This is a genomic window from Actinosynnema pretiosum, assembly GCF_024171695.1.
Lineage (GTDB): Bacteria > Actinomycetota > Actinomycetes > Mycobacteriales > Pseudonocardiaceae > Actinosynnema > Actinosynnema pretiosum.
Map to the genome: position 1 here is coordinate 1 of NZ_JAMTCF010000011.1, position 22,576 is coordinate 22,576.

At 73.9% G+C, this 22,576-nt stretch carries 18 protein-coding genes; 6 read left to right on the top strand and 12 right to left on the bottom strand.

Going from position 1 to position 22,576, the window contains the following annotated elements:
- From LV78_RS22285 to LV78_RS22300, 4 genes are all read left to right on the top strand, one after another.
- Positions 1-585 (top strand): pectate lyase family protein (locus LV78_RS22285; RefSeq protein ID WP_372494983.1); only part of this gene is annotated, 585 nt, incomplete at its 5' end.
- Between the two features lie 239 nt (positions 586-824).
- Positions 825-3,458 (top strand): glycoside hydrolase family 3 protein, encoded by a 2,634-nt coding sequence (locus LV78_RS22290; RefSeq protein ID WP_253847547.1) that lies wholly within the window; start codon positions 825-827, stop codon positions 3,456-3,458.
- Positions 3,459-3,601: 143 nt separating this feature from the next.
- Positions 3,602-4,192 (top strand): TetR/AcrR family transcriptional regulator, encoded by a 591-nt coding sequence (locus LV78_RS22295; RefSeq protein WP_253847548.1) that lies wholly within the window; start codon positions 3,602-3,604, stop codon positions 4,190-4,192.
- Entirely contained in the window at positions 4,189-4,977 is a 789-nt protein-coding gene (locus LV78_RS22300) for a thioesterase family protein (RefSeq protein ID WP_253847549.1), read from the top strand. The genes LV78_RS22295 and LV78_RS22300 overlap by 4 nt, the downstream gene beginning before the upstream one ends.
- 46 nt (positions 4,978-5,023) lie before the next feature.
- Here the strand turns inward: LV78_RS22300 and LV78_RS22305 are convergent, their stop codons facing one another.
- The 6 genes from LV78_RS22305 to LV78_RS22335 all read right to left on the bottom strand — a co-directional run bounded on the left by LV78_RS22305 (position 5,024) and on the right by LV78_RS22335 (position 14,079).
- A complete protein-coding gene (locus LV78_RS22305) occupies positions 5,024-6,160 on the bottom strand; it encodes an acyltransferase family protein (RefSeq protein WP_253847550.1) in 1,137 nt (378 codons plus the stop codon).
- Complete coding sequence (locus LV78_RS22310) at positions 6,157-7,647, bottom strand: glycosyltransferase family 39 protein (protein ID WP_253847551.1); 1,491 nt, start codon at positions 7,645-7,647, stop codon at positions 6,157-6,159. The genes LV78_RS22305 and LV78_RS22310 overlap by 4 nt, the downstream gene beginning before the upstream one ends.
- Complete coding sequence (locus tag LV78_RS22315) at positions 7,644-10,550, bottom strand: glycosyltransferase (RefSeq protein ID WP_253847552.1); 2,907 nt, start codon at positions 10,548-10,550, stop codon at positions 7,644-7,646. The genes LV78_RS22310 and LV78_RS22315 overlap by 4 nt, the downstream gene beginning before the upstream one ends.
- Positions 10,547-12,211: a glycosyltransferase family 4 protein gene (locus tag LV78_RS40935; protein WP_308208740.1), complete on the bottom strand. Its 1,665-nt coding sequence runs from the start codon at positions 12,209-12,211 to the stop codon at positions 10,547-10,549. The genes LV78_RS22315 and LV78_RS40935 overlap by 4 nt, the downstream gene beginning before the upstream one ends.
- Entirely contained in the window at positions 12,208-12,945 is a 738-nt protein-coding gene (locus tag LV78_RS22330; protein ID WP_253847553.1) for a glycosyltransferase, read from the bottom strand. Before LV78_RS22330 ends, LV78_RS40935 begins: the two co-directional genes overlap by 4 nt.
- Before the next feature lie 306 nt (positions 12,946-13,251).
- Positions 13,252-14,079 carry a TetR/AcrR family transcriptional regulator gene (locus tag LV78_RS22335; protein WP_253847554.1) on the bottom strand — a complete coding sequence of 276 codons (828 nt, stop codon included), beginning with the start codon at positions 14,077-14,079 and terminating at the stop codon, positions 13,252-13,254.
- Between the two features lie 59 nt (positions 14,080-14,138).
- Here LV78_RS22335 and LV78_RS22340 point away from each other — a divergent pair, with 59 nt between their 5' ends.
- The gene (locus LV78_RS22340) at positions 14,139-15,056 is read left to right on the top strand and encodes a DMT family transporter (RefSeq protein WP_253847555.1); all 918 of its coding nucleotides are present in this window, start codon (positions 14,139-14,141) and stop codon (positions 15,054-15,056) included.
- A gap of 3 nt (positions 15,057-15,059) precedes the next feature.
- Here the strand turns inward: LV78_RS22340 and LV78_RS22345 are convergent, their stop codons facing one another.
- The 4 genes from LV78_RS22345 to LV78_RS22360 form a co-directional block, all read right to left on the bottom strand.
- Positions 15,060-15,998 (bottom strand): M28 family metallopeptidase, encoded by a 939-nt coding sequence (locus tag LV78_RS22345; protein ID WP_253847556.1) that lies wholly within the window; start codon positions 15,996-15,998, stop codon positions 15,060-15,062.
- A 216-nt stretch (positions 15,999-16,214) separates the two neighbouring features.
- Positions 16,215-17,054, bottom strand: coding sequence for a hypothetical protein (locus tag LV78_RS22350; protein ID WP_253847557.1), 840 nt, complete (start codon positions 17,052-17,054; stop codon positions 16,215-16,217).
- Between the two features lie 159 nt (positions 17,055-17,213).
- Positions 17,214-17,408 carry a hypothetical protein gene (locus LV78_RS22355; RefSeq protein WP_253847558.1) on the bottom strand — a complete coding sequence of 65 codons (195 nt, stop codon included), beginning with the start codon at positions 17,406-17,408 and terminating at the stop codon, positions 17,214-17,216.
- Positions 17,409-17,492: 84 nt separating this feature from the next.
- Complete coding sequence (locus LV78_RS22360; protein ID WP_504923063.1) at positions 17,493-18,167, bottom strand: hypothetical protein; 675 nt, start codon at positions 18,165-18,167, stop codon at positions 17,493-17,495.
- A gap of 1,500 nt (positions 18,168-19,667) precedes the next feature.
- On the opposite strand from LV78_RS22360, the gene LV78_RS22365 reads away from it, so the two are divergent.
- Complete coding sequence (locus LV78_RS22365; protein ID WP_253847559.1) at positions 19,668-20,417, top strand: CDP-alcohol phosphatidyltransferase family protein; 750 nt, start codon at positions 19,668-19,670, stop codon at positions 20,415-20,417.
- On the opposite strand, the gene LV78_RS22370 is transcribed toward LV78_RS22365, so the two are convergent.
- Positions 20,361-21,524: a glycosyltransferase family 2 protein gene (locus LV78_RS22370; protein WP_253847824.1), complete on the bottom strand. Its 1,164-nt coding sequence runs from the start codon at positions 21,522-21,524 to the stop codon at positions 20,361-20,363. The genes LV78_RS22365 and LV78_RS22370 overlap by 57 nt on opposite strands.
- A 65-nt stretch (positions 21,525-21,589) precedes the next feature.
- Positions 21,590-22,432: a carotenoid biosynthesis protein gene (locus tag LV78_RS22375; RefSeq protein ID WP_253847560.1), complete on the bottom strand. Its 843-nt coding sequence runs from the start codon at positions 22,430-22,432 to the stop codon at positions 21,590-21,592.
- Positions 22,433-22,576: the final 144 nt, after the last annotated feature.

The window sequence follows — 22,576 nt, forward strand, 5'->3', positions numbered from 1 at the left end:
GCCTCCGACGACCCGGACGACAAGGACTTCGACTACGACGGCATCCAGATCGACAGCTCGAACAAGGTCTGGATCGACCACAACACGATCACCCGCATGAACGACGGCCTGATCGACAGCCGCAAGGACACCACCAACCTGACCGTGTCCTGGAACGTGCTGGCGGACAACAACAAGTCGTTCGGCATCGGCTGGACCGACAACGTCACCGCCCGCATCACGATCCACCACAACTGGATCAAGGACACCAACCAGCGCAACCCCAGCACTGACAACGTCGCCTACGCGCACCTGTACAACAACTACCTGCAGAACGTGAAGTCGTACGGCAACTACTCGCGCGGCGCCACGAAGATGGTTTTGGAGAACTCCTACTTCGACAAGGTCAAGGACCCCTACTACAAGGACGACACCGCGCAGCTCAAGCAGAGCGGCAACGTGGTCGTCAGCTCCAGCGGCAAGCAGCAGAGCGGCGGGGCGGCCTTCGACCCGAAGACGTTCTACAGCTACACCCTCGACCCGGCCGCCGACGTCCCGAACCTCGTCCGGACCTACGCGGGTCCGCAGTCGAACATCGGCGTCTGACCGGCCTGGCGGCGGTCCCGCCCCCGACGGCGGGGGACGGGGCCGCCCGTGCCGAAATGTCCGCTTCCCAGCGGGAATGGCGCACCACCGCGAGGACGTCGACGCGTTGCGCCAACCGGGTGACAAGTCCGCGCAACCGCCATGAGAGCGCTCCCATCTCCCCTTGACGGGTGGTCCAGGCCACTTCAGGATGCGTCGCAGGCAACGCCGCCGCCCAGCCGAGGAGACGGACCAACGCGATGTCCCGCAGACACCTGAGCACGGCACTGGTCGCACTACTCACAGCGGGCCTGTTCACGGCCGCCGCAGCACCGGCGTCCGCGCACGGGGGAGGCCCCAAGCAGCCGGTCATCGGCGAACCGCGCACCGAGCACGGGTGCGCCCGGATCGAGAAGTCGCTGCCCACCCTGGCCACCTGGCCCAAGGTCACCAGCCAGGTCAAGTCCAACCCCGCCGACGAGCGCAAGGTGCGCGAGCTCGTCTCCAAGATGACGCTGGCCGAGAAGATCGGCCAGATGACGCAGCCCGAGATCATCGCGATCACGCCCGACGAGGTGCGCCAGCACAACATCGGCTCGGTGCTCAACGGCGGCGGCACCTGGCCCAACCGGGACAAGCACGCCTCCACCGGCGACTGGCTCGCGCTGGCCGACTCGTTCTGGCAGGCCTCCGTCAGCACCAGGCTGAAGGTGCCGGTGCTGTGGGGCATCGACGCCGTGCACGGCAACAACAACGTCTACGGCGCCACCGTCTTCCCGCACAACATCGGCCTGGGCGCCGCGCAGGACCCGTGCCTGGTGCGCGACATCAGCGCCGCGACCGCCGAGCAGATCCGCGCCACCGGCCAGGACTGGGCGTTCGCGCCGACCCTGGCCGTGCCGAAGGACGACCGCTGGGGCCGCACCTACGAGGGCTTCTCCGAGGACCCGAGGATCGTCCGCGCGTACGGCTACGAGGCCACCAAGGGCCTGCAGGACGACGCGAAGCGCCGGATCAGCCCGGACGGCGTGATCGCCACCGCCAAGCACTACATCGGCGACGGCGGCACCACCGGCGGCAAGGACCAGGGCGTCAACCCGTCGTCCGAGGCCGAGATGATCAACGTGCACGGCCAGGGCTACTACGGCGCGCTCGCCGCGGGCGCCCAGTCCGTCATGGTGTCGTTCAACAGCTGGACGAACGAGGACCAGGGGATCGACGAGGGCAAGCTGCACGGCAGCAAGCGCGTCCTGGACGACATCCTCAAAAACAAGATGGGCTTCGACGGCCTGGTCGTCACGGACTGGAACGGCATCGGGCAGGTCCCCGGCTGCACCAACTCCAGCTGCCCGCAGGCGATCAACGCGGGCGTCGACGTGGTGATGGTGCCGAGCGACTGGAAGGCGTTCATCACCAACACCACCGCGCAGGTCGAGTCCGGTGAGATCCCGGTGGCGCGCATCGACGACGCGGTGACCCGCATCCTGCGCGTCAAGCTGCGCTCGGGCCTGTTCGACGCGCCGAAGCCGTCCCAGCGCGAGCACGCCGGTGACGAGGCGTTGCAGCACAAGGCGCTGGCCCGCGAGGCGGTGCGCAAGTCCCAGGTGCTGCTGAAGAACAACGGCAACGTGCTGCCGCTGAGCCCGCGCGCCAAGGTCCTGGTGGTCGGCAAGAGCGCCGACTCGATGCAGAACCAGACCGGCGGGTGGACGCTCACCTGGCAGGGCACCAGCAACACCAACGCCGACTTCCCCAACGGCACCACCATCCTCGGCGGCCTCAAGCAGGCGCTCGGCGAGAAGAACGTGGTGTTCAGCGAGACCGGCGACGTCGACCCCAAGGGCTTCGACGCGGTGATCGCGGTGATCGGCGAGACCCCGTACGCCGAGGGCAACGGCGACCTTGGCCGCCGCTCGCTGGAGGCGGCGAAGCTGTACCCGAACGACCTGGCCGTGCTGGACAAGGTCAGCGGCAAGGGCGCGCCGGTCGTCACGGTGTACGTGTCCGGTCGACCGCTGCACGTGAACAAGGAGCTGAACCGGTCGGACGCGTTCGTCGCGGCCTGGCTGCCCGGCACCGAGGGCGCGGGCGTGGCCGACCAGCTCGTGCGCGGCTGGCACACGTTCCCCGGCTTCACCGGGACGCTGTCGTACTCCTGGCCCAAGGGCGCGTGCCAGACCCCGCTGAACCCCGGCCAGGAGGGCTACGACCCGCTGTTCAAGCCGGGCTACGGGCTGAAGACCTGGCAGCGCAGCAAGATCGGGCGCCTGGACGAGACCTCGCCGGAGACCGGCTGCTCCGGCAACGGCGGCGGTGGCAACGCGACCGAGGACCTGGAGGTCTTCATCCGCCAGGACATCGCGCCGTACAAGAGCTTCATCGGGTCGGCGGAGAACTGGGGCGGCACGGAGATCGGCCCGGACGCCACCGCGTCGCACGCCGAGATCTCGGTGGTCCCGGCCGACGTGAACGTGCAGGCGGACGCGCTGCGCACCAGGTGGACCGGCGTCGGTCCCGCGCAGGTGTACCTCCAGCAGCAGGGCGGGGTGAGCGACCTGCGCGGCTACCGGAACACCAACGGCGCGCTCGTGTTCGACGTGATCGTGCACCAGAAGCCCGCGGCGCGGACGGTGCTCAGCGCGCACTGCACGTACCCGTGCCTGGGCGAGGTGAACGCGACCGGGGTGTTCAACTCGCTGACCGTGGGGGAGAAGGCCACGGTGAAGGTGCCGGTGACCTGCTTCGAGGCCACGGGGCTCGACCTGGAGGGCGTGAACACGCCGTTCCTGGTGTACACGGACGGCCCGTTCGAGGCGTCGTTCGCGAACGTGCGCTGGGTTCCGCAGGCAGGCGCCGATCCGGACGCGAGGACGTGCGCCGAGCTGAGCGGCTGACGCGCGGCTCGACGGTCTGACGGGAAGCGGGTCCTGCTCCGGCGGGGCCCGCTTCTCGCTGTTCAGACCCCCTTGCCAGCCGTGCGCCGGTAATAGATGATGCACGTCATCTATCCGGTTACCGGCCAGTAGGGGAGGTGGGTGTGCCCAGGGCCAGTCAAGCCCGAGCCGCCGAGCACCGGGCGCAGGTGCTCGACGCCGCCAGCCGCGCCATCCGCGCGCACGGCGTCGAGCGCCTGCGCGTCCAGCAGGTCATGGCCGACGTCGGCCTCACCCACGGCGGCTTCTACCGGCACTTCGGCTCCAAGGACGACCTCGTCGCCCAGGCCTTCGCCTCCGCCTTCGAGGAGCGCGTCCAGGCCGTCCGCAGGCTCGTCGACCAGGCCGAGGAGGCGGGCGACCCCCCGCGCGTGGCCTTCCTGTCCGCCTACCTCTCCCCGCGCCACCGCGACGCCCCCGACCGGGGCTGCCCCGTCACCGCGCTCGCCTCCGACAGCGCCCGCTCGGCCCCCGGCTCGCCGCTGCCCGAGGCGTTCGCGGACGGCCTGCGCCGCACCGCCGACCTGATCGGCGCCCTCGACGGGGCGGACCGCGAGCGCGCCCTGGTCGACATCTGCACCGCCGTCGGCGCCCTCACCCTGGCCCGCGCCTGCGGCGACGACCCGCTCTCCGACGAGCTCCTGACCACCGCGCTCGCCCACCTGACCGCACCGACCGGAGGAAGTCCAGCGTGAGAAGCGAATTCGACCGGGCCACCGCGCTCACCACCGCCGAGGACGGCGCCGTCACCGCCGACCTCGATCCGCTGTGGACGGTCGGTGGCCGCCCGCACGGCGGGTACCTGCTCGCGCTGCTCGCCCGCGCCGCGTCCTCCCCGACCCACCCCCACCTGCTCGCGATCAGCGCCTCCTTCTCGAAGTCGCCGAAGCCCGCGCCGGTCCAGGTCGAGGTGGAGGAGATCCGCGCGGGCCGGTCGCTCAGCCAGTTCCGCACCCGCCTCAGCCAGGACGGGACCAGTTGCGCCGACGCCCTGGTCACCCTCGGGCGCCTGGAGGACGCCGAACCCTGGTGGACCTCCGTCGACTCCGACGGCCCCGCCGAGCAGGACTGCCTCCTGATGCCCGCCGAAGGCCCCGGCGGCTTCCCCATCGACCTGCTCAAGGTCGTCGAGCAGCGCCTCGAACCGGCCGCCGCCGGGTTCGTCCGGGGGGAGCCCGCCCGCCGGGGCGAGATCACCACCTGGCACCGGCTGGCCGACGGCGCCGACTGGGACCCGCTGTCCCTGCTGGTCCCGCTCGACCCGGTGCCGCCGATCTCCTACGACCTCGGCCTCACCGGCTGGGCCCCGACGATCCAGATGTCCGCGCACATCCGCCGCCTGCCCGCGCCGGGGCCGATCCGGGTCCGCATGGTGGCGGGCGACGTCGGCGGCCAGCGCATGGACGAGACCGCGCACGCCTTCGACAGCCGGGGCCGCCTGGTCGCCCACGCCACCCAGATCGCGGGCGTGCGGCACTGACGGGGACCGGGCCCGACGCCGTGCCCGGTCACCCCCCCAGAGCCGGTCACCCCCAGAGCCCGCGCAGCGCCCGCTGGCACGGCGCTTCCACCGCGTGGTGGCACACCACCGCCACCACCAGCACCGCCGCGACCACGGCCACCACCCCGAGCGCCCCGCCCACGAACGGCGACAGCGCCAGCAGGCACGGAACCTGCACCACGAACACCGCGAAGCTGTACCGCCCGAGCCGCAGCGCCACCGGCCCCCGGAACACCCGCCGCACCAGCGCGCCCTCCTGCGCGACCCCGAGCACGGCCGGGCCGACCAGCGCCAGCGCCCACAGTGGCGGCGCGCCCACCAGCGCCAACACCGGGACCAGCGCGAACACCCCCGCCACCAGCGGCAAGGCCCAGCGCCCCAACAACTCCGGCACGCGCCCACCGGCCAGGTGCACCCGGCTCAGCAGCGCCCCCGCCGTGAAGTCCCCGAACGCCCGCCACAGCGGCGCGAGGTACGTCAGGTGCGCGTCGTCCACCCCGAGCACCCCGTACGCGCCGAACACCACCAGCAGCGCCACCACGTGCCAGCACCACGCCGCAGCCGCCCCGGACACCCGCCGCACCAGCGCCCAGATCACCGGGAAGGCCAGGTAGCAGGCCAGTTCCGCGCTGAGCGACCAGGTCGGCCCGTTCCACGACAGCGAGTCCGCGAACCCCCACCCGTGCAGCAGGAGCGCCTGCGCCACGAAGTCCGCCCACGTCCCGCCCCGCTCGAACCCCAGCCCGAGCACGTCCGACAGCACCGCGCCCACCGCCAACCCGGCCAGCACCACCGCGTGCAGCGGCCACAACCTGGCCAGCCGCGTCCACAGGAACCGCCCGTGCCCGCGTCCCGCCTCCGCCCGCCCCAGCGCGATCCCGAACCCGCTGAGCACGAAGAACACGTCCACCGCGAGGTAGTTGACCCGGTCGACCGCCTGCCACGCGCCCGCCGTCGCCGGGACCATCACCGCCGCGAACGGCGCCAGGTGACCCGCCAGCACCCCCGCCGCGGGCAGCACCCGGAACCCGATCAGCGACCTGATCCCCTTGCCGGACAGCCGAACCGCGTCGGGGCCGACGCCGCCGCGCGCCGCGCCGGACCCCGCCGCCAAGCCGGTCCGCCCCCGCCCCGCGCCCGCACCGACCCCGTCCGCCGTCACGGCCGCCCGCCGCCCAGCTCGTACAGCCGCAGCTCGCCCAGGGTCCGCCCGCGCTCCACGTGCACCAGCCGCGCGCCCCGCGCCAGTTCGTCCACTTCGGACTGCGGCATCGAGCCCAGCCCGCGCTCGGCCAGCGCCGTCGACACCAGCGCGTACCCGCCCCACTCGAACGCGGCACGGGCCGTGCGCACCTCCTTGATCCGGAACCCGGTCAGCACGAACTTCCCGGTGTGCTCGCCCACCGCCAGCCGCGAGTTCGCGGGCAGCTCGCGATCGGCCCACTCCTGGAACCGCGCGTACCCGTCGTCCCGGCTGGTGTGCACCACCGACCAGGACGCCGCCGACCACACCAGCAGCACCGCCGACACCCCGGCCGCGACCAGCCGCACCCGTCCGGTGTCGGCCAGCCACCCGGCCAGCACCACCGCCGTCGCCGCCGTCGCGGGCACCGCCAGCAGGTAGAACGTCTGCTCCTCCAACGTCCCGAACAGCACCGTGTACGCCATCGGCAGGCACACCGCTGCCTGCCAGTGCAGCACCACCGCCAGCGGTCCGGCGGACAGCGCCCGCCACCGCCGCGCCAGCAGCGCGCAGGCCGCCACCACGCCGAACCCGATCACCAGGTACGCCGGGGCGAACAGCGCGGAGTTCGCGATCAGCCGCTCGCCCAACGAGGACCGGCCCGGCGCGTTGTACCCGGTCGACTGCACGACCCCCACCGCCCGCAGCACCCCGGACGACTTCTCCCGCCACCAACCGGGGAGGTGCCCGGTGACGGCGATCCCGGCCACGTACACCGCGTACACCGCCGCCTGCCCGGCCAGCGCCAGCGCCGCCACCCGCCGGGGAACGGGCCTGCGCAGCACCAGGAACAGCAGCAGCGGCACGGTGGTCACCAGCGCCGAGGTCTCCTTGCTCACGAGCGCGAGCCCGAACGCCGCGCCCGCCGCGAGCGCCCACGCCCCGCGCGACCCGGCCACCGCCAGCAGCAGCACGCCGAGCAGGACCCCCAGTCCCATCAGGGTTTCCAGCGTGACCCGGCTGTCGAACTTCACCAGGTACGGGTTGAGCGCGAACAGCGCCCCGGCCAGCACCCCGGCGGCCCGCCCGCGCGCCCGGTCCGCGAGCACCGCGACGACCACCGCGCTGGCCGCGCCGAGCACCGCGTTCACCCACCGCAGGTCCAGCACCGCCTGGAGCAGCGGCGCCGCCGGGTCGGCGAACAGCGACAGCACCCAGAAGAACAGCGGCGGGTGCAGGTGGAACGGCTCGCCGAACAACCGCACCCCCCGGCCCTCGCCGATCGAGCGGGCGATGTCGGTGTACTCGCTCTCGTCGATGAACAGCTCGTGCGCGGAGGCCGCGTTGTACAGCCGCAGCACCAGCGCCACCGCGAACAGCCCGAGCAGCGCGGGTTGCCACCCGGCCGCCCGCCTCCCCGCCGGGGGCCCGCCGCTCGTGGGCGTCGTGCGCGTGGTCGTCGTCATCCGGTCCTCCCGTTCGCCACCGCGTCCAGGTAGACGCGCTCCTGCTGGGCGGCCAAGCCGTCCCACCGGTACCGGCCCGCGAAGCGCTTGCGCGCCTCGTCGCCGCCGTCGCTCCTGCCGTCCACCCGCGCGAGCGCGTCCGCGTACCCGGCCACGTCGAACGAGCGCACCAGCTCGCCCGCGTGCTCGGGCACGATCTCGCGCAGGCACGGGATGTTGAACGCGGCCACGGGCGTCCCGGTCGCCAGCGCCTCCAGCGCGACGATCCCGAACGTCTCGTACCGCGAGGGCACGGCCACCACCCGCGCGCCCGCCATCAACCGGAACTTGTCGGCCCCGGACACCCAGCCCGCGAACCGCACCCGGTCGGCGAGGCCGAGCTCAGCGACCAGCTCCCGCACCCGCTCCTCGTCGGGACCGCTCCCGGCGAGCACCAGCGAACCGGGCACCCGGTGGCGCGCCAGCGCCCACGAGCGCAGCAGCAGGTCCAGGCCCTTCTGCGCGATCTCCAACCGCCCGACGAACACCACGTCCGCGCTGCGCGGCGCGGTCACCGCGAACGCCTCGGCCGAGACCCCGTTGGCCACCACCTGGACCGACACGCCGGGGTTGAGCGCCACCAGCCGCTCGGCGATGCCCCTGGACACCGCGACGAGCCGGTGGTGCGAGCGCACCCCGTACCGCTCCACCCAGTGCACCGGGACCCGGTACTCGCGCGCCTTCTCCCGCGCGTTGAGCCACTGCACCACGCCGATCGTGGGCCGCCCGGTCCAGCGCGGCGCGGCCAGGCTCGACACCGGCGCGCAGAAGTCCTCCACCACCAGGTCGCACTCCCTGCGCCGCACCGCGCGCGGCAGCGCGGCGGCGTACCCGAGGAAGCGGCCGAGCCGGGTCCGACCCGCGAACGGTCCGATGTGGACGTACCGGACCCCGTCCTGCACCCGGTCGGCGCAGCCGGGGAAGCGGGTGGTCAGCACGGTCACCTCGTGCCCGCGCGCCACCAGCCGCCGGTTCACCTCGTGCGTGCGCACCGAACCGCCGCCCGCGCCGGGCGCCGCAGGGTCCTCGAACCCCAGGTGCAGCACCCTGATCCCGTTGCCCCGCAAGGATCCGCTGGGTTCGGACGACGGCGTCACGCCGGGCTCCTGCGCCCGGTGTGACGGGGGCGGCGCGGCGTCCCCGTCCCGGCGTGGCCGGGGGACCGGCGCGCCGCGCAGCAGGGGAGCGGCGAGCACCAGCGCCACCAGCGCCGCCACCACCGACCCGGCCGCGCCGCCGACCGCGACCCCGCGCGTGCCGCCGAGCAGCCACCCGGCGGTCAACCCCGCGCCGACCAGCGCCGCCGCGCCGCACAGCGCGATCGCGACCCGCGCGTGCCACCGCGCGGCCAGCAGCACCACCGCCAGCACCGACACCGCCCCGTAGCCCAGGCAGGCCAGCGCGAGCCACGGCAGCAACCCGGCCGACGCCGCGTACCCGCCCGGCAGCAGCACCTCCGCCGGGAACACCGCCAGCAGCAGCGCGGACGGCACGGCCAGCCGCGCGAACGAGCGCAGCGCGTTCCCGGACGCGGCGCTGTCCCCGCGCAGCGACGGGAAGCTCACCACCACCGCCGCCGTCGCCACGAACACCGGCGCCTTGGCCAGCGCCGCCACCGCCTGGTAGCCGCCCGCGCCCGCGTCCAGCGCGGCGACCAGCACCGAGTCCGCGCACAGCAGCCCGGCCACGACGAGCTGCACGGCGGCCACCCCGCCGGTCTCCCGCCACCGCCCGGCCTCCCGCAGCACGCCGAGCCGCAGCCCCAGGTCGGGGCGCAGGTAGCGGGTCGAGAACCACACGGCCGCGAGCGCGCCCAGCGCGTACGCCACCAGCGGGCCGCCCGCGCCGATCCCGACCAGCAGCAGGCTGAACCCGAGCCGCAGCGCCACCTCGGCCACCGACGCGCCCGCGTACACGTGGAACCGGCCCTCGCCCTGCAACCAGCCCCAACCGGGCGCGGTGCAGGCGACCGCGAACGCCGCCGCGCCGACCAGCAGCGCCGTGCCCGGCGGGGCGAACGAGGTCGCGGTCGCGGACACCACCACCGCCCCCACCACCCCGGCGAGCACCGACACCCCCACCGCGAACGCGATCCCGTCCCGCCGCCGCCCCGACCCGGCCGGGTTCTCCCGCACCGCGCGGGCCAGCGGGAGCGGCACCAGCGCGCCGATCCCGACCCCCACGGCGGTGAGCAGCGACTGGGCGGCCCCGAACGCGGTGTACTCGGCCGGGGGAAGCAGGTGCGCCATCAGCAGCGCGCACCCGTAGCTCAACCCGCCGACCACGGCGGACGACGCGGCGAGCAGCGCCGTGGCCCCACCGGGGAACCGGGCGCGACCTGCCCGCCGCGCCCGGCCCTCCCGCCGCGAGCGCCCAGGGGCGCTGGCGGAACCGCTGCCGTGCAACGGTTCCCGGCCACCGGGCTGCTCCCGGCCACCGTGCTGCTCCTCGCCGCTGATCCGCGTCCGCCCGCCGGTGGAACTGTTGCCGTGCAACGGTTTCCGGTCGCCGTGCTGTTCCTGGTCGCCGATGCGCGTCCACCTGCCGGTGGAACCGCCGCCGCGCGACGGTCCCCGGTCGTCGGGCCGCTCCCTGTCGTCGGCCCGTGCCCGCCCGTCGGTGGAACCGCTGCCGCGCGACGGTCCCCGGTCGTCGGGCCGCTCCCTGTCGTCGGCCCGTGCCCGCCCGTCGGTGGAACCGCTGCCGCGCAGCGTTTCCCGGTCGCCGTCCCGCCCCGCCGCCGGCGCGCCCTTCGGCCGCACCCGCCACTCTAGCGCGGGCGCCACGTCCCCGGAGAACACCGCGCGCGACTCGCCCCCCGGCTCGGGCGCACCCGGCCGCTCACCCCGCCCCGCCCCGCTCACCGGACCGCTTCCCCGGCCCGAGCGCCCATCTCCGCAGCACTGATCTCAGCTGCGTCGATCTCAGCGGCGCAGGCCAGGTCCCCCGTCCCGACACCGCTCGCTCCGGTGCCGCCCGCCCCAGCGCCAACCCCCTCGCCGCCGACCGTCCCGCCGCCGACCGTCCCGCCACCGACCGTCCCGGCACCGATCGCCCCGACCTCGAACGCCCCGACCTCGGCCCCCTCCCCACCGACAACCTCACCCGAGCCGCTTCCCGCCGCGACCCGCTCCCACGCCGCCGCGCTCCCCGCGCCCCCGACCTCCACCGGTCCGGCCAGCAGGTCGTACCGGGTGGCCAACCGGATGCGCGCCTCCCCGACCCCCAGCCGCCGCACCACCTTCGCCGCGCCGACCTCGTCGCACCCGCCCAGCAGCAGCCGGGTCACCCCGTCCGCCACCACCACCTGGTCCGTCGACCGCACCAGCCCGGCGGTCGGCACCCGGCCGGGGACCTCCACCACGGCCGCGATGTCCGACCGCGCCCGCCGAGCCCCGGACCGCACCGCACCGCCCTCCTGCCGCAGCACCCCCGCCAGCAGGTCCGCGCTCCGGTCCCAGTCGAACCGCGCCGCCCACGCCCGGCACCGCGCCGCGACCACCGCCGCGTCCTCCGGCGAGGTCACCGCCCGCAGCGCCCGCACGACCGCCTTGCCCAGGTCCCGCTCGTCGTCGACCAGCCACCCGGTGACCCCGTCGACCACCGAGTCCCTGATCCCCGGCACCCGCCTGCCCACGCACGGCACCCCGGCCGCCGCCGCCTCCACGACCGAGCAGCCCCACCCCTCGGCCGACGAGGCCGACGCGGTCAGCCACGCCCGCCCGAGCAGCTCGTCCCGCACCGCGTCGGGCTGCCGCCCGTGGAACAGCACCGCCCGCCCCAGCGGCGCGGCCAGCTCCCGCAACCGCTCCCGCTCCGGCCCGTCGCCGACGAAGTGCACCACCAGGTCCGGGAACCGCGCCAGCACCTCGGGCAACCGCTCCAGCAGCAGGTCGACCCGCTTGTGCGGCACCAGCCTGCCCACCACCACGATCGTCGGCGCGGCGGTCCGCCCGACCTCCGGGAACACCCGCGCGGTCCCGTTGGGCACGATGAACACCGGCGCGCGCAGCTTCAGCCGCCCCCGCATCTCCCGCCGGGTCGACGGCGACACCGCCACGTGCGCCCGCCCGCCGTACACCCGCCGCGCCACCGGGCCCTCCAGCCACCGCCCCACCGCCGCCAGCGGCTGGGGGAAGCGCAGCGCGAACTGGTCCTGGTGCACGTGGTGCACCAGCTGCACCACCGGGGTGGTGCGCGGCAGGAACAGCGGCGAGAAGAACGGGATGCCGTTCTGGCAGTCCACGACGGCGTCGAACCGGTGCCCGTGCCGCGTCATCCGCAGCGCCGCCCGCCCGTAAACGCCGAGCGTCCCGCCCGCCCGCAGAAATCGCATCCCGTCGATCACCTCGGACTTCGCCGCGCCTTTCTCGCGCGCCGTGAACCAGGTCACCTCCGCGCCCGCCGCGACCCACCGCCTGCCGATTTCGTGCATGTACTGCTCGGCGCCACCGGCCAGGCCGTGCCGGACGTCCCGCCAATTCAGCACGAGCACGTGCTTGCCGAACAGGTCCGCCGCGCTCACCGCGCCACCGCCGTCCGGTAGAGGCTCACCACGGACGCGAGGGACGCGATCCCGTCGCGCACCGGGTGGAACGTGGAGCGCCGGTCGTCGGTCCAGTCCACCGGCACCTCGACGATCGCCCCGCCCGCCTCGCGCACCCGCCGCAGCAGCTCGACGTCGAACGCGAACCCGTCCACCCGGCACCGCTCCAGCGCGGCGCCCAGCGCGGTCCTGCGGAAGAACTTGAAGCCGCACTGGGTGTCGCGCACGCACGGCACCAGCGGTCTGGTCAGGGTGCGGAACACGTGCCCGCCGACCCGCCTGCCCAGCGGTTGCCTGGTCACGAACCGCGCGCCTGGCGCGTGCCTGGACGCGATGACGGCGGCGGCGCCCGCGCGCAGCTCGGACATCGTCCTGGTCAGGGTCTCGACGGGGGTGGACAGGTCCGCGTCGAAGAACCCGGCGTAGGGCGCGGTGCAGGCGGACAGGCCCCGCCGGACCGCGGCGCCCTTGCCGGGTTCGGCGCAGCCGATCACCTCGATGCCGACCCGCCCGGTCGGCACGCTCGCGGCCACCGCCGCGCTGTCGTCGGAACTGCCGTTGTCCACGACCACCAGCCGGGACGTCCACGGCTGGGTCTCCAGGAAGGCCGCGGCGCGCTTCAACGAGCCCGCTAACCGGTCCGCCTCGTTGAAGGCGGGAACAACGATCTCAAGCTCAACCGCGTCCTCGACGCGGCTCAGGCTTGACCTCATGGTGGGCTTTCCTCCGAAGCAGTCGCTGAACTTCTCCGGGCGCGCTCGTCCGCCGCAGGAATAGGGGGAACGTCGCGGGGAGAAAAGGGTGCAGGGCGTTCTCGGCCGTCACTTCCGCACATCGGAGCAGGCCCTGAGGGACGTTACCAAGTGTGTGCGCAAAAATCTTTTACACCTGGAGTGAAGGGGCAGTTCTCACACGAAAGTGTGATGTGTAGCTTTCGGTAACGAACATCAAGTGGGGAATGTATTCCCGCTACTTCTGGTGAATGCGGAAAGCGTCAATCCGAAAAGTGCGGCGATCTTTTACGCAGAACGGCGGGCGGCCAGCGCGGACCGCGCCGCGCACCGCGCGAGCTCCAGCGCCTCGGGGTCCCCGCCCGCCGTCAGCGCGACCAGCGCGCCCTCGTAGACCAGGTGCAGGTGGGCGCCCAGCCCGGTGTCACCCGTGAGCGCGACGAACAGCGCCCGCATCCACGCCTTCTCCGCCCGCACCACGGGCACCGCCGGGTGGTCGCCGTCGCCGATCTCGGCGTACGCGCCCACGAACGCGCACCCGCGCGACCACTCGTCCACCCACGTCCCCAGCGCGTCGAACACCCGCAGCACCCGCTCCTGCGCCGACCCCTCGCCCACCGCCGCCAGCACGTGCTCGCGCCACCGGTGCGCCCGGTGCAGCAGGTACAGCGCGACGAGCGCGTCCTTGGACCCGAACCGGTCGTACAGCGTCTTCTTCGTCGTCCCGGCGGTCTCCGCGATCAGGTCCACCCCGACCGCCCGCACGCCCCGCGCGTGGAACAGCCCGCTCGCCGCGTCCAGCAGCCGCACACCCGCCGGGGTCAGCTCGGGCAGCGGCGCCAGCACGGGCCGCAGCGCGTCGGGCGTGCCCGCGCCCAGCCTGGTGATCGCCTCCAGCCCGGCGCCGATCTCCGGCCCGGTGGCCGCCTCCGATCCTGCGCTCGCCTCCGGACCGGTGGCCGTCTTCGCTCCACCGCTCGCCTCCGGCCCGGTGGCCGTCACGGGCGCGGCGCTCGTCCCGCGCCCACCGGTCACCTCCGGTCCGGCGCTCGCCTCTGGCCCGCTGCTCGTCCCGCGTCCGCCGCTCGTCATCGGTCCACTGGTCGTCCTGGCCACGGCGCGCCTCCCCGGTCGGTGCACTGCGAGTATACCGACCGGTATGGTTACCTCGCGGGATGAGCACCGACAACAGGTCCTGGCCGCGCGCGATCGCGCTGGTCGTGGCGTGGAGCTCCGGTTTCGTCGGAGCGGAGCTGGGCGCCGCCCACGCGTCCCCGGACACCCTCCTGACCTGGCGCTTCCTGCTGACCGCCGCGCTGCTCGCGCCGTGGGCGCTGCGCGCGCTCGCGACCTTCGACCGCCGCGAGTGGGCGCGCCAAGCCGTGCTCGCCCTGCTCTGCCAGTGCCTCTACCTCGGCGGCGTCTTCCTCGCTGCGGCGCAGGGCGTCCCGGCGGGCACCTCGGCCCTGATCGCCGCGCTGCAACCCGCGCTGGTGCTCACCGCCGCCGTCCTGCTCGACGGCCGCCGCCCGCGTCCCGCGCACCTGCTCGGCCTGGCCCTGGGCACCACCGGCGTCGCGCTGACCGCGCTGGGCGACCTCGGCGCCGGGGTGGCGCTCGCCGCGCTCGCCCTGCCGCTGCTCGCGATGCTGTCCCTGACCGCCGGGACCCTGCTCCAGCAGCGCTGGGCAGGCGCCCAGCCGCTCTCGCGCACCCTCGCCGCGCAAGCCCTGTTCGCCGCCATCGCCACCACCGCGTGGACCGCCGCGACCGGCGACCCGACACCCCCGGCGTCCACCGGGTTCTGGGTCGCGGTGGCCTGGTCGGTGGCGTCCGGCATCGGCAGCTACGCCCTGTACTACCTGGTCACCGCCCGCGACGGCGCGGCCCGCGCCAGCGCCCTGCTCTACCTCACCCCGGCCACCACGGCGCTGTGGGCGCTCGCGGTGCTCGGCCAGGAGATCCGCCCGGCGACCGTGCTGGGCCTGCTGGTCAGCGGCGTGGCGGTGGTGCTGCTCGCGGCCCCGGACGAGGCCCGCCCCCGGAACCGGGGGAGGTTCCGGGGGCGGGTGGCGCGGCAGGGTGCGCCGTGAGGATCAGGCCGCCAGGCCCCACAGCGCGAACGCGATCGCGTCCGCGTTGCGGTCCAGCGCGGTGGCGTTGATGTTCGCGGTGGTGTCGCAGGAGCGGTGGTAGCAGCGGTCGAACGCCACACCCGCCGTGCCGCCCCACTTCTGCGCCTGCGCGGCGGTCTTGGTGACCTCGGCGCCGGTGAACAGCCCGCCCACCGGGATGCCCGAGCGGGCGAACGCCGCGTGGTCGCTGCGCCCGCCGACCGAGGTCAGCTCGGTCGCCACCACGCCGCTGAACGCCGACTGCAGGAGTTGTTGCAGCGCAAGGGAACCCGAGGGCTGGCCGCTCGCGCTGTACACGAAGTAGCCGGGGTTCGGCGACCCGATCATGTCGAAGTTCAGGTACGCCTTGATGCGCGAGCGCTCGGCGGACGGCAGGTTGTTGACGTAGTAGGTGGAGCCGATCAGGCCGAGCTCCTCCGCGCCCCACCAGGCGAACCGGATGTGCTTGGTGGGCGCGAAGTTCGTGCGCGCCACGGTCAGCGCGACCTCCAGCAGACCGGCCGAGCCGGAGCCGTTGTCGTTGATGCCGGGACCGGCGGTGACGCTGTCCAGGTGGCCGCCGAGCATCACGGTGTTGTTGACGTCGCCGCCGGGCCAGTCGGCGGTGAGGTTGTAGCCGACGGCGCCGTTCGAGGTGAACTGCTGCACGGCCGTGGTGTAGCCGGCCGCGTCGAGGCGGGACTTCAGGTGGTCGACCGACGCCTTGTAGCCCGCGCGGCCGTGGGCGCGGTTGCCGCCGTTGGCGGTGGCGATGGACTGCAGGGTGGTCAGGTGCGACTGGACGTTCGCGAGCGAGATGTCGGGCGCGGCTAACGCCGTGGGGGACGCGACCGCCTGGGCGGGCACGAGCGCGACGGCGAGCAGGGTGGTCGCCGCGAGCGCGGTCTTGGTGAAGGGCACGGGCTCCTCCGCAGGGTTGGGGATGGCCGTGACCCAGCGTGGTGGCTGCGCGTCGGTGGGCGCCAGCGACGTTCGTCGTGGCACGTTCGGGGCAGCGCGGCTGCACCGGATCCTTCTCGGCGCGGCGTGGGACCAGGGGTTTCCACGGGTGCCCTGCGGGGCGTTATTCCAACTATTCCTTCAGTGTTGGCTGAATGTGATGGGTCAGAGCCTGCCCTAGGGCAGCACCCCGCTCTCGACCGAGGCGACCTGCGCGTCGGTGAACGGCGGCGACAGCAGGTCCGGCCGCTGCGCCTGGCAGCGGAACAGGTCGGTGATGCAGTGCAACCGGTCGGCCAGGTCCGCCCAGTCGCGCGCGCCCGTGCCCACCAGGCTGTCCTCGGTCGGGTCCACCACGCGCAGCAGCGCCAGCAGCTCCGGGTCGGTGAGCCGCTCCAGGTCGGCCGGGAACCCGCCGCGCAGGTCCTCGCCCAGGTCCAGCGCGGTCCCGTCGGGCAGCGCCAGGCGCATCAGCCGCGCGGTGACCACCCGCCGGGTCGCGGCGCGCGCGGTGTCGGCGAGGCGGGCCGTCGCGGCGCGCAGCGGTCCGCGCCTGCCGAGCAGCGCCGCGAGCGCCACCCGCGCCCACCGCACCAGCCGGTTCCCCGGCAGCAGCGCCTCCAGCAGTCGGCGCTCCAGCTCGGCCGCGCCCCCGAACGGGGCCTCCAGGGCGGCGGCGATCTCCGGTTGCAACCGGGTCTGCTCGTGCAGGCCCACCTCGACGTTGGCCAGCAGCAGCGACTCGGCGCGCGCCTTCGGGTCGGTGGCGCGCATCGCCCGCAGGTAGTGGGTGAAGGCCTGCCGCAGGTAGTACTGCCCCTCGGGCGGCTCACCGGGCCGCAGCGCCGCGCGGAAGGCGGCGATCCGCTGCTCGTCCGGCAGGTCGGAGGGGGTGCCGAACCTCGCCAGGAACCGGGCGAACTCGTGGCCGATCTCGGCGAACACCTTCAGGTTGCCGCGCGCGGCGGCTGCGCTCGCCGCGTCCAACCGCGCGGTGGCCACGACGACCTCCCGCACCAGCCGTTCGGCGTCGTCCAGCGACTTGCGGGGGAACGCGGCCCGCAGCGCCGTCGCGACCGCGCCGACCGCGATCCTGGCCTGAGGTGCGGACAGCAGCCGTTCGAGCGCGCGCTCGGGGTCCTCCTTGCGGATGGTCTGCCCGACCTGCTTGGACGCTCACACGGCGAACGCGCACCAGTTCGCCGAACCCCCGGTCAGCTCGGCGAGCGCCACCGCGAGCCGGTGGTAGCAGTGGGTGATCATGAGGTTGCGCAGCACCGGATCGGCGAGCCCGGCGATCACCGCCACGTCGGAGGGCGTCGGCGGGGCCTGCCCACCGGTCCACCGCTCGTGCGCCACGACCTGTTCCACGGTTCGGCCTCCGTCCTGCGGGTGTGTCCACAGGTCGGTCGTTCCGAAGGCGGGGAGCGTGACGGGCTGTCGCCGGAACGAGGGTCACCCGGTGGTGGGGGAGCGCAGGGAGCGGGCGCTGAGCAGGACGCGGTAGCAGAGCAGCAGGACGACGTGCAGCAGGTAGAGCCAGAGCCCCAGCGCGCTGGCGACAGCGGGTCCGCGCAGGCCGGCGAACGGGAACGCCCAGTCGACGGGGATGGCGAGGAAGAGCACGAACCCGTGCAGGAACCCGGAGAGCACGGCGGCGGTCGAGATCGCGCCGGTGGCGGCGGTGGGGGCGTCGAGCGCGTTCGGCCCGGTGGAGACGAAGACCAGGAACAGCACGACCGACAGCAGCACCCAGACCAGGTGGAACGAGACGAGCACCCCGCGCACGACGTTCCACCCGCCGGTCCCGTAGTCGGGCGCGATCTGCGGGGCGAGCGCCAGGCCGAGCGCCAGCAGGAGGGGGGAGACGGCCAGCGCGGGCAGGAACCCGAGCCGCCCCAACCACCCGGTCTTCCCGCTGGAGGGCAGTCCCGCGACCTGGATGAACCCCCGCCGGAGCCCTTCGCCGCACAGGCAGGCGGCCAGGAGCGAGGAGAGCAGGGCGGGCCAGGAGGCGGTCAGGGCGGCGTCGGCCAGCGCTTGGAGCGCGGGTGCGGCGGGCTGTGCCTCGGGCAACGCCTCCCCGAGCAGCCTGATCCCGCTGGTGACCAGTTCACCCCCGAAGAGCACGGCAACCCCGCGCAACCCCAGCAGGAGGGCGGGAACGATTCCCAGGGCGGTGAAGAACGCAACCCCGGCTCCCCAAAGCGCGAGGTCACGTCCGCGCAAAGCCCGAAGGGCGTGCCGGACGACAGCCACGCCGAACCGCCAGAACCTTGCCACCAGAGCCACCAGGGCCACCTGTCTTCCTGAACGCCGGTCACGTTGACTGCCGGTTATCGGCTGGCTGCGCTGGTTCCGCTGGCTGCGCGCCCACCACCTGCTACTGGCTGGCTACTCGCCGACCTAACGGCCCGCGTGTCGTTCGCTCCCATTGCTGCTAGCCGCCGTCACCACTAGCTGACCGCCTGCAACCCGTTGGTCTCGCCAGACAGCGAGTACTGGTCACGCTCTACCGCCCGAAACCTGCCCGCCCACTGGAACCTGCCCGCCCGTCGAACCCTGCCCACCCCCCGGAGCCTGGCCGTCCCCGGAGCCTGCCTACCCGCCGAAACCCGACCACCTGCTGGAGCCTGCCCGCCCGCCGCACGCACAGTCCTGACCACTGCCACACGGCAAAACCTGCCGCGCAGATCCCGCACAACCCACCAACAAGCGATGCCCCTGTCACTCCCTTTCCCCTGAGAGGAGCGAACGGTCCGTTCATTCCCGGTTGAACGGTCCGTTCACTGGGCGGTTGAACGGTCCGTTCAACCGCCCGCCACTCGTACCCGCCAGGCTTACATGCACTCGTCTTGGCCAGTGCCAGGCGAACGGTCCGCACATCTCCGGTTGAACGGCCCGTTCAACTCCCACCGGCTCTACCCGCCATGCCTGCCTGCGCCTCGTCCTGCCCAATACCAGGTTGAACGGCCCGTTCACTCCCGGTTGAACAGTCCGTTTGCTACCGGTTGAACGGCCCTTCAACCGTCCACTGCTCCGACTTGCCAGGCCTGCTTGAACTCTGCTGCGCCTATCGCCAAGCGAACGGTCCGTTCATGTGTCCAGGGCCGGGTGAACGGTCCGTTCATGTGCTCGGTGCCGGGTGAACGGTCCGTTCGCGTGCCTGGTGCCGGGTGAACGGTCCGTTCATGTGCTCGGTGCCGGGTGAACGGTCCGTTCGCGTGCCCGGTGCCGGGTGAACGGTCCGTTCGCGTGCCCGGTACCAGGTGAATGGCCCGTTCGCTGCCGGTTGAACGGTCCGTTCAACCGGCTATTAGGTCTGTTCGTCGCGTGTGCCGATACCGACGAGTGGTCTGTGCCCAGTGTCGATGTCAGGTGAACGGTCCGTTCGTGTGGCCTGTTCCGGTTGAACGGACCGTTCAACCGGAACCGGTCCTATTCGTCGCGCGTGCTTGTGGTTCGTTGTGCCCGGTGGCGAGTGAACGGTCCGTTCATCTCCGGTTGAACGGTCCGTTCAACCGCCTGCCGTCCCGCCTCGTCCCCACTCGCCATCCAACTCACCACCCCGCTCACCACCCCGTCCTCCGCCGTTCTGCCTGCCCGCCGTGTGCCGAATAACGTTGCCCCGTGAACGCGTCCCCGCCTCCGGCAACGCCCCCATCCCCGGCAACACCCCCCGCCCCCACCAACTCCCCATCCCCCAGCGACCTCCCCACTCCCACCAACCCCCCATCCCCGGTACAAGCCTGGTCCCAAGTCCACGCCCAAGACGTCTCCCACAGCCGCCTGGCCACAGCCTGGATCACCCTCGTCCACCGCCTAGCCCCCCACCTCGACCGAATCCCCCCGGACGTCCTCTCCGCCGCAGGCGTCCTCACCGCAGCCGCCGCCCTCCCAGCAGCCGCAGCGAACAACCGCTGGCCCCTCCTCGCCCTCCTCCTCATCGTCACCGCCGGCCTCCTCGACGGCCTCGACGGCGCCGTAGCCCTGCGCACCGGCAAGGTCCGCCCCCTCGGCGCAGTCGTCGACGCCGTGGCCGACCGCCTCTCCGACCTCTGCCTCCTGGCAGTCCTGGTCCTCCTGGGCGCCCCCCACCCCCTGGCCACCGCAGTGGGCGCGACCGTCCTCCTCCACGAGTACGCCCGAGCCCGAGCCCAAGGCGCAGGCCTCCAAGGCGCCGCCGCCATCACCATCGCCGAACGCCCCACCCGCGTCATCCTCGCCGCCGTCGCCTGCCTCGGCGCAGGCATCTGGCCCGAAGGCGCCCCCTGGTTCGGCTGGTCCTGGGGCGCCCTCTGCCTCTGGCTCTGGGCCGCGATCTCAACGATCGGCGCCGCGCACCTCGCGATCGCCCTCCGCCGCGCCCTCAGCCAGTAGCGCCCGCCCCTTCCACGTCAACGTCCCCCGCGCCCGCCCCCGCACCGACCGCCCGATCAGCACCACCAGCGCCCCCACCGACACCGGGTGCGCCAGCGCGTCCGGCCACACCCGCCCGCCGGTCCGCCTGGCCGCCACCACCCGCCCGAGAACCCCCGCCAGGTACCCGACCGCCCCCACCCGCGACCCCAGCACCGCAGCCACCGGCGGCAGCAGGAACAACCACGCCAGCACCCCCGCCAGCGCCACCGACCCGCCCGAGGAGCCGCCCATCGCCCACAGCGACTTCCCGTACCCGGCAGCCACCTTGCCCCACCCCCGGTACATCCGGCACTCGGCGACCCGGCTCCCGTCCACGACCACCCCGCGCCCACCGGACCGCTTCACCGCCCGCACCAGCGCGATGTCGTCCAGCACCTCCCCGCCCACCGCCGCGAACCCGCCGCACCGCGCCAACGCCCCCGCGTCCACCACCAGGAACTGCCCGCACGCCGCGCTCAACGACCCCCGCGCCGACCGCTCCGCCACCCGCAGCGGCAGGAACACCAGCCACGACCACTGGAGCAGCGGCTGCACCAACCGCGTCGCCACGTCGTCCGCGACCTGCCGGGGGAACGGCGACACCAGGTCCAGCCCGGTCGACCGCAGCAGGTCCACCGCCCCGGCCACGGCGTCCGGCGCCAGCACCACGTCCGCGTCCACCAGCACCAGCACCCGCCCGCGCGCCACCTCCGCCAGCTGCGCGCACGCGTTCGCCTTCCCCGGAACCCCGAACACCGGCGGCGCCCCGGTCAGCACCCGCAGCCGCGCGTCCCCACCCGCAGCCTCGCGCACCACGTCGGCGGTGCCGTCGGTGGAACCGTCGTCCAGCACCAGGACCTCCAGGTCCGGCACCCCGCGCTGGGCCAGCAGCGACCGGATCGTCGCCGCGACCTGGTGCGCCTCGTCGCGCGCGGGCACCAGCACCGACACCGGCTCCGCGCACGGCGGCGGGTCCGCGCGGGGCGTGCGCAGCAGGCGCGCGTTCACCGCCGCGTGCACCGCCCCCAGCGCCGACACCGCGCTCGCCGCCGCCACCGCCGCCCGCAGCACCCGGCCCCCCGTCATCCGGCTCACCGCAGCCCGGCTCCCCAGCACCCGACCCACCGCAGCCCGGCTCCCCAGCACCCGGCTCACCGCCGCCCCCGCCACAGCTCGCGGGCGAACGGCACGGCCACCAGGCCCATCAGCACCCCGCCCACCAGCGACACCCACGGCCTGCCGAAGAACGCCGCGTGCGCCCACACCGACGAGCCGTACGTCCACAGGTACAGCACCGGCGCGGGCCCGAGGACCAGGTCGGTCTCGCGCTCCGCGCGCGGTCCGAGCAGCCGGTGCAGCGCCCCGGTGATCAGCAGCGACACCAGCAGCCACCCGGCGAAGTTCGTCAGCGGGATGCCCTCCACGCCGGGCAGCGCGGGCTCCGGGTCGGCCCACCGCCAGTGCCCGGCGTCGACCATCTGCGGGTCGAGGAACACGTCCCACGACGCCAGCGCCCACGCGGCCAGCGGCGCCGCAGACCACCCGGCGGCGGCGGACCAGCCCGCCGCCCCACCACCCCGCCGCTCCCGGACCCGCTCCGCGAGCGCCCGTCCGACCAGCACCGACGGCCACGCCATCATCACCCAGGCCATCGGCACCACCACCGGCACGTCCAGCACCTCGACCCCGAGCGTCCCGGTGTACCCGTACTCCCCGAACGGCACCCCCGTGCGCAGCCCCACCGCCTCCGCGACCAGCCCGCCCCCGCCCGCGACCACCGCCAGCAGCCACGCCGCGCGCGCGCCGAACCGGGACGCCGCGTCCAGCAGCGACGCCGCGCAGAACAGCGCCACCGACGTGATCGTCAGCGTCAACCGGTCGGCCGGGTCGGTGACCGCGTAGAGGATCTGGGCCAGCACGACGCCCGAACCGCACAGCCAGGCCGCCAGGGGGAGCACGCGCGCGGAAGATCGGGAGAGCAGCGAAGATGGCACAAAAGGGACCCTAAAAGCGGTACCCCGATCGCGCTTGACGAGTGCGTCCGGTATCTGCCGCACGTGGCGCGAGCCACCCGGAGCACCCCGCGCCGCACTCCCGAAACCCTTGCTGCTCAAGACCCCCGCCCTGCTCAGCAAGCG

What these genes read in the sequence shown, in the direction of transcription:
- LV78_RS22290 (WP_253847547.1), top strand. Translation starts at nt 825, where the DNA reads ATGTCCCGCAGACACCTGAGCACGGCACTGGTCGCACTACTCACAGCG.
- LV78_RS22310 (WP_253847551.1), bottom strand. Translation starts at nt 7,647, where the DNA reads ATGACGACGACCACGCGCACGACGCCCACGAGCGGCGGGCCCCCGGCG.
- LV78_RS22330 (WP_253847553.1), bottom strand. Translation starts at nt 12,945, where the DNA reads ATGAGGTCAAGCCTGAGCCGCGTCGAGGACGCGGTTGAGCTTGAGATC.
- LV78_RS22340 (WP_253847555.1), top strand. Translation starts at nt 14,139, where the DNA reads ATGAGCACCGACAACAGGTCCTGGCCGCGCGCGATCGCGCTGGTCGTG.
- LV78_RS22370 (WP_253847824.1), bottom strand. Translation starts at nt 21,524, where the DNA reads ATGACGGGGGGCCGGGTGCTGCGGGCGGCGGTGGCGGCGGCGAGCGCG.